Source organism: Cellvibrio sp. (assembly GCF_053579595.1).
The window spans coordinates 1-5,056 of the sequence record NZ_JBRFPI010000338.1 but is presented as its reverse complement, the minus strand read 5'-3'; the positions used below and the strand labels follow the sequence as shown (position 1 = coordinate 5,056).

At 47.8% G+C, this 5,056-nt stretch carries 5 protein-coding genes; 1 reads left to right on the top strand and 4 read right to left on the bottom strand.

What is annotated here, in order from left to right; genetic code table 11:
- Nucleotides 1–592, top strand: a 592-nt coding sequence (locus tag ACWA6V_RS17130; protein ID WP_449523633.1) for a substrate-binding periplasmic protein, incomplete at its 5' end; no start/stop codon positions are given.
- A gap of 29 nt (nt 593–621) precedes the next feature.
- On the opposite strand, the gene ACWA6V_RS17125 is transcribed toward ACWA6V_RS17130, so the two are convergent.
- The 4 genes from ACWA6V_RS17125 to fis form a co-directional block, all read right to left on the bottom strand.
- Nucleotides 622–1,566 (bottom strand): histone deacetylase family protein, encoded by a 945-nt coding sequence (locus tag ACWA6V_RS17125; RefSeq protein WP_449523632.1) that lies wholly within the window; start codon nt 1,564–1,566, stop codon nt 622–624.
- A gap of 76 nt (nt 1,567–1,642) precedes the next feature.
- Nucleotides 1,643–2,932 carry a phosphoribosylamine--glycine ligase gene (gene purD / locus ACWA6V_RS17120; RefSeq protein ID WP_449523631.1) on the bottom strand — a complete coding sequence of 430 codons (1,290 nt, stop codon included), beginning with the start codon at nt 2,930–2,932 and terminating at the stop codon, nt 1,643–1,645.
- 63 nt (nt 2,933–2,995) lie between these two features.
- Nucleotides 2,996–4,573, bottom strand: a complete 1,578-nt coding sequence (gene purH / locus ACWA6V_RS17115) for a bifunctional phosphoribosylaminoimidazolecarboxamide formyltransferase/IMP cyclohydrolase (RefSeq protein ID WP_449523630.1) — start codon at nt 4,571–4,573, stop codon at nt 2,996–2,998.
- A gap of 160 nt (nt 4,574–4,733) precedes the next feature.
- Nucleotides 4,734–5,027 (bottom strand): DNA-binding transcriptional regulator Fis, encoded by a 294-nt coding sequence (fis, locus tag ACWA6V_RS17110; RefSeq protein WP_449523634.1) that lies wholly within the window; start codon nt 5,025–5,027, stop codon nt 4,734–4,736.
- Between the last annotated feature and the right edge of the window lie 29 nt (nt 5,028–5,056).

Sequence of the window (5,056 nt, the reverse complement as noted above, 5' to 3'; positions counted from 1 at the left end):
TGCTGCGGGGGTTGATGTTATTTGGGACTCGGTACCACCAGAACGCACAAAATCTATGCGTCACGTGCCGGTTGATTTGTTGCGTGATTTGAATAATTACCGCGCATTACTTGTGCGTAAGAATGATGTATTTCATTTTCAATCGGTTGCTTCATTGGATGATTTACGTCAATTTAGGCTGGGTAATGGCAGCAACTGGACTGATACTAAAGTTATGCAGTTTAATGGTTTTAAGGTGGTTACCGCAGTAGATTATGGTTTGCTGGTAAAAATGCTTAGCGCTAAACGTTTTGACTATATTACCCGGGGGTTGCACGAGGTGGGTATGGATTTGCTTATGTTTCCTTCTGCGAATATTGCGGTAGTGCCTGATGTTGTATTGAAATATTCTAACCCCGTGAGTTATGGTTTGTTTGTGCGAAAGACAGATGAAGCCTTGGCTCAGCGATTGGAGTTAGGGCTCGCGCAGGCTCGCGCTGACGGTAGTTTGCAAGCCTTGTTTGATCGGATGAAATTGTTTCAGGCGGGGAAAGAAATATTGCTCAATAACCCGCGCGTTATTGGACTGAATAACAGTGCAATAATGCAGTAGTTAGTTGGTGTCTCTGATAGTGTTTGTTGCTAGAGCTTTGCCAGCGCCTTGATATGCGCAACAGCGCAGCGGCCCAATCCCAATAAATCATAGCCGCCTTCCAGCGTAGATACGATTCCCTTGCACTGCTGTTCCGGTGTTAGCTGTTTACTGTTATCCATTAGCGCACGTAATTTTTGGGTGATCCAGAAATAATCCTGCTCCACCAAACTGATCGACGACATGTCGTCATCAATATAGGCATCAAAACCTGCTGATATTAAAATCAATTGCGGCCTGAATTGTTCCAGTGTTGGAAACCAATGCTCGCTGATTGCCGCGCGAAATCCTTCACTGCGGCAGGTGGGGGGCAGAGGCGTATTAATGATATGCGCGGGTACATCGTCAATATTGGTGTTGGGGTAAAACGGATGTTGAAAACTGGAGCAAAATAAAACGCGCGGGTCATTTAAAAAAATATCTTGCGTACCATTGCCATGGTGTACATCAAAATCGATTATAGCTACACGCTCCAATCCATAGGTTGCCAGTGCATGTGCAGCGGCAACCGCAACATTATTAAAAATGCAAAAGCCCATTGCGCGTGCGCGTTCCGCGTGGTGGCCAGGTGGGCGCACATTGCAAAATACCGCATCGGTTTCTCCTTGCATCACCATATCGACCCCCAAAACCGCTGCGCCAGCAGCATGGCGTGCAGCGCGTAATGTGTGTGGCGATAAATACACATCATCCGCAAAAAAATAAATTCCTTCGCTGGGAATGGCGCGGGTAATCGTGTGCAAGTGTTCAAGTGTGTGCACCCGCAATAATTGTTCATCAGTTGCGGCGGGAGCTTCACGCTGATATAGCAAACCATCAATACCATTGGCCATGAGTTGATTGGTTATCGCATCGATCCGCTCAGGGCATTCAGGGTGGCCAGCAGGCATATGGTGTTGGTGGCAGCTGGGATGACTAATCAAGGTGGCAATCATAGTAGTTAGCTAGTCCTTAACTTTGTGACATAAAAAAGGAACCTTAAGGTTCCTTTTATCTGCTGTATATAAATACCTATTTGTTCTGCTCGCGAGCAATCGCGCGGTAGGCAATATCCTTGCGGTAGAACATGCCTTTCCAGCTAATTTGTTCGGCAAGTTTGTACGCGCGTTGCTGTGCTTCCAACACGGTATTGCCCAATGCCGTTGCGCAGAGTACGCGGCCGCCATTGGTTACAGTGTTGTTATCTTTAGTGCTGGTGCCGGCGTGGAAAATTTTCTCGCCTGCAATTTCGGAGGTAGGTAAACCAGAAATCACATCACCTTTATCGTAAGCATCCGGGTACCCACCGGCCGCGAGTACAACGCCAACTGATGCGCGCGAATCCCAATCGGCAGTGGTTTTATCCAAATCACCTTTCAGTGCAGCTAAACAAAGCGCAACTAAATCGGATTGCAAACGCAGCATAATCGGTTGGGTTTCCGGATCACCAAAACGACAATTGTATTCAATTACTTTTGCATTGCCGGCGGCGTCAATCATCAGGCCAGCATATAAAAATCCGACGTAAGTATTACCTTCCGCCGCCATACCATTTACGGTAGGGTAAATAATGTCTTTCATTACGCGGTCATGCACAGCTTGTGTTACAACGGGGGCAGGAGAGTATGCGCCCATGCCGCCAGTGTTGGGTCCGGTATCGCCATCGCCAACGCGTTTGTGGTCCTGGCTGGTTGCCATCGGCAATACATTTTTACCGTCAACCATCACAATAAAGCTGGCTTCTTCGCCCGCTAAAAATTCTTCAATTACCACGCGACAACCGGCATCACCAAATGCATTGCCGGACAGCATATCGCGTACAGCGTCTTCAGCTTGTTGCAAGGTTTCAGCAACGATTACGCCTTTGCCTGCTGCAAGTCCGTCGGCTTTAATAACAATCGGTGCACCTTTTTCACGCAAATAAGCGAGAGCAGGTTCAACCTCGATAAAGTTTTGGTAATCAGCGGTCGGGATTTTGTGGCGCGCGAGAAAATCTTTGGTAAAGGCTTTGGAGCCTTCCAATTGCGCTGCGCCTTTGCTCGGGCCAAAGCACAATAATTTGCGCGTTTGAAAATAATCCACCACACCGGCAACCAGTGGAACTTCAGGCCCGACGATGGTTAAGCCGACGTTATTATTTTCAGCAAAATTTGCCAGCGCTTCAAAATTTAAAACATCAATTGCGATGTTTTCTAATTTGGGTTCCAGCGCGGTACCGGCATTGCCCGGCGCTACAAATACTGTTTCAACCTGAGTGTTCTGCGCCACTTTCCATGCGAGTGCATGTTCGCGGCCGCCGCTGCCAATAATTAATACATTCATACATCAATCCACAAAATTAAAATCGCAAAGCAAAAACTCCCGCGAAGCGGGAGTTGGCGAAAATTAATGTCTAAAATGGCGCATACCCGTAAACACCATCGCCATGCCGTGTTCATCTGCCGCGGCGATAACTTCAGCGTCACGCATTGAACCGCCGGGTTGGATTACCGCAGCAATGCCCACTTTCGCGGCGTTGTCGATACCATCGCGGAAAGGGAAGAATGCGTCGGAAGCCATGACCGAACCGGCAACTTGCAAACCGGCGTGCTCTGCTTTAATTGCAGCGATACGCGCAGAATTTACGCGGCTCATTTGGCCTGCACCTACACCGATGGTGTGTTTGTTTTTTGCGTAAATAATAGCATTCGATTTTACGAACTTGGCGACTTTCCATGCGAACAACAAGTCTTGAATTTCTGCTGCAGTTGGCGCGCGCTTGGTGACGATTTTCAAATCGCTTTCGGTGATAATGCCGTCATCGCGATCTTGCACCAACAAACCACCGTTGACGCGTTTGTAATCCAGACCTTTGACGCGAACTGTACTCCATTCGCCAGTTGCAAGCAGGCGTACGTTTTGTTTTGCTTTTACGATTTCGATGGCTTCTGCTGAAACGCTCGGCGCAATAATCACTTCTACAAATTGGCGCTCAACAATCGCTTTGGCAGTTTCTGCATCCAATTCGCGGTTGAACGCGATGATGCCGCCGAATGCGGATTCGCTATCGGTAGAGTAAGCCAAGTCGTAGGCGTGTTTAATTGATTCTGCGACAGCAACACCGCAGGGGTTTGCGTGTTTAACGATAACGCATGCAGGTTCGCTAAAGGATTTTACGGTTTCCAATGCGGCGTCGGTATCCGCAACGTTGTTGTAAGACAGCTCTTTACCTTGCAATTGTTTTGCAGAAGCAATGCCCACTTCCTGAGGGTTTTTTTCAACATAGAAAGCGGCTTTTTGATGCGGGTTTTCACCGTAGCGCATTTCTTGTGCTTTGATAAATTGGGTATTGAATGTGCGCGGGAAATCAGCGCTACCGCCTTCCACCATGCGGCCAAAATAATTGGCGATGGCACCGTCGTATGCAGCGGTGTGCTCGTAGGCTTTAATTGCCAAATCGAAACGGGTTTTTAACGAAGTGCAGCCGTTGTTGGTTTGCATTTCAGCGAGAATAGTCGCGTAGTCAGACGCGTTAACCACGATGTTTACATGGGCGTGGTTTTTCGCTGCAGCGCGCACCATGGTCGGGCCGCCGATATCAATATTTTCTACTGCGTCTTCTAATGAGCAATCTTTATTGGCAACGGTTCTTTCAAACGGGTAAAGATTGACTACGACCATATCGATTGCATTAATACCGTGTTGTGTCATCACGCCTTCATCAATACCGCGACGACCTAAAATGCCACCGTGTACTTTCGGGTGCAGGGTTTTTACGCGGCCATCCATCATTTCCGGGAAACCGGTGTAATCAGAAACTTCAATTGCCGGGATCTTGTTGTCGGTCAGTAATTTGAAAGTACCACCGGTTGATAAAATCTCTACGCCTTGGGCGTGCAGGGCTTGGGCAAATTCAACAATGCCAGTTTTATCCGAGACACTGATAAGGGCGCGTTTTACGGCAACAAGATCAGAAGTAGACATACACATTTCCTGTAGATGCAAAAGTTGTAGATGTAAAAGTTGTAGATGTGAAAGTTAAAGCGGTAAACGGACATGCAAAAATCTAAGAATCGCTAAAAAGCAAAAGGGGTGGAAACGAATTGCCACCCCCTTTTTTGTGTGCCATGCGGCGCGGTAAAAATTACAGCAGGCCGTATTGCTTCAATTTTTTACGTAGAGTACCGCGGTTCAAGCCCAATACTTGCGCAGCGCGAGTTTGGTTGTGACGGGTGTACTTCAATACGATCTCAAGCATTGGAGCCTCTACTTCAGCGAGAACCATTTCATACACGTTGCTAACGTCTTGGCCATCGAGGTGTTTGAAGTAGTTTTCTACAGCTTGCTCTACGCAGCCGCGCAGCGATTGAGCTTGGGTTGGTTGTTGTGGGGCAGCTTGTGCTGGGGTTGAGTCAGCAAAGAAAGTTGCGGTATTCATGCGGCTTTTTCCTCTTTCGTAAGCAGCTG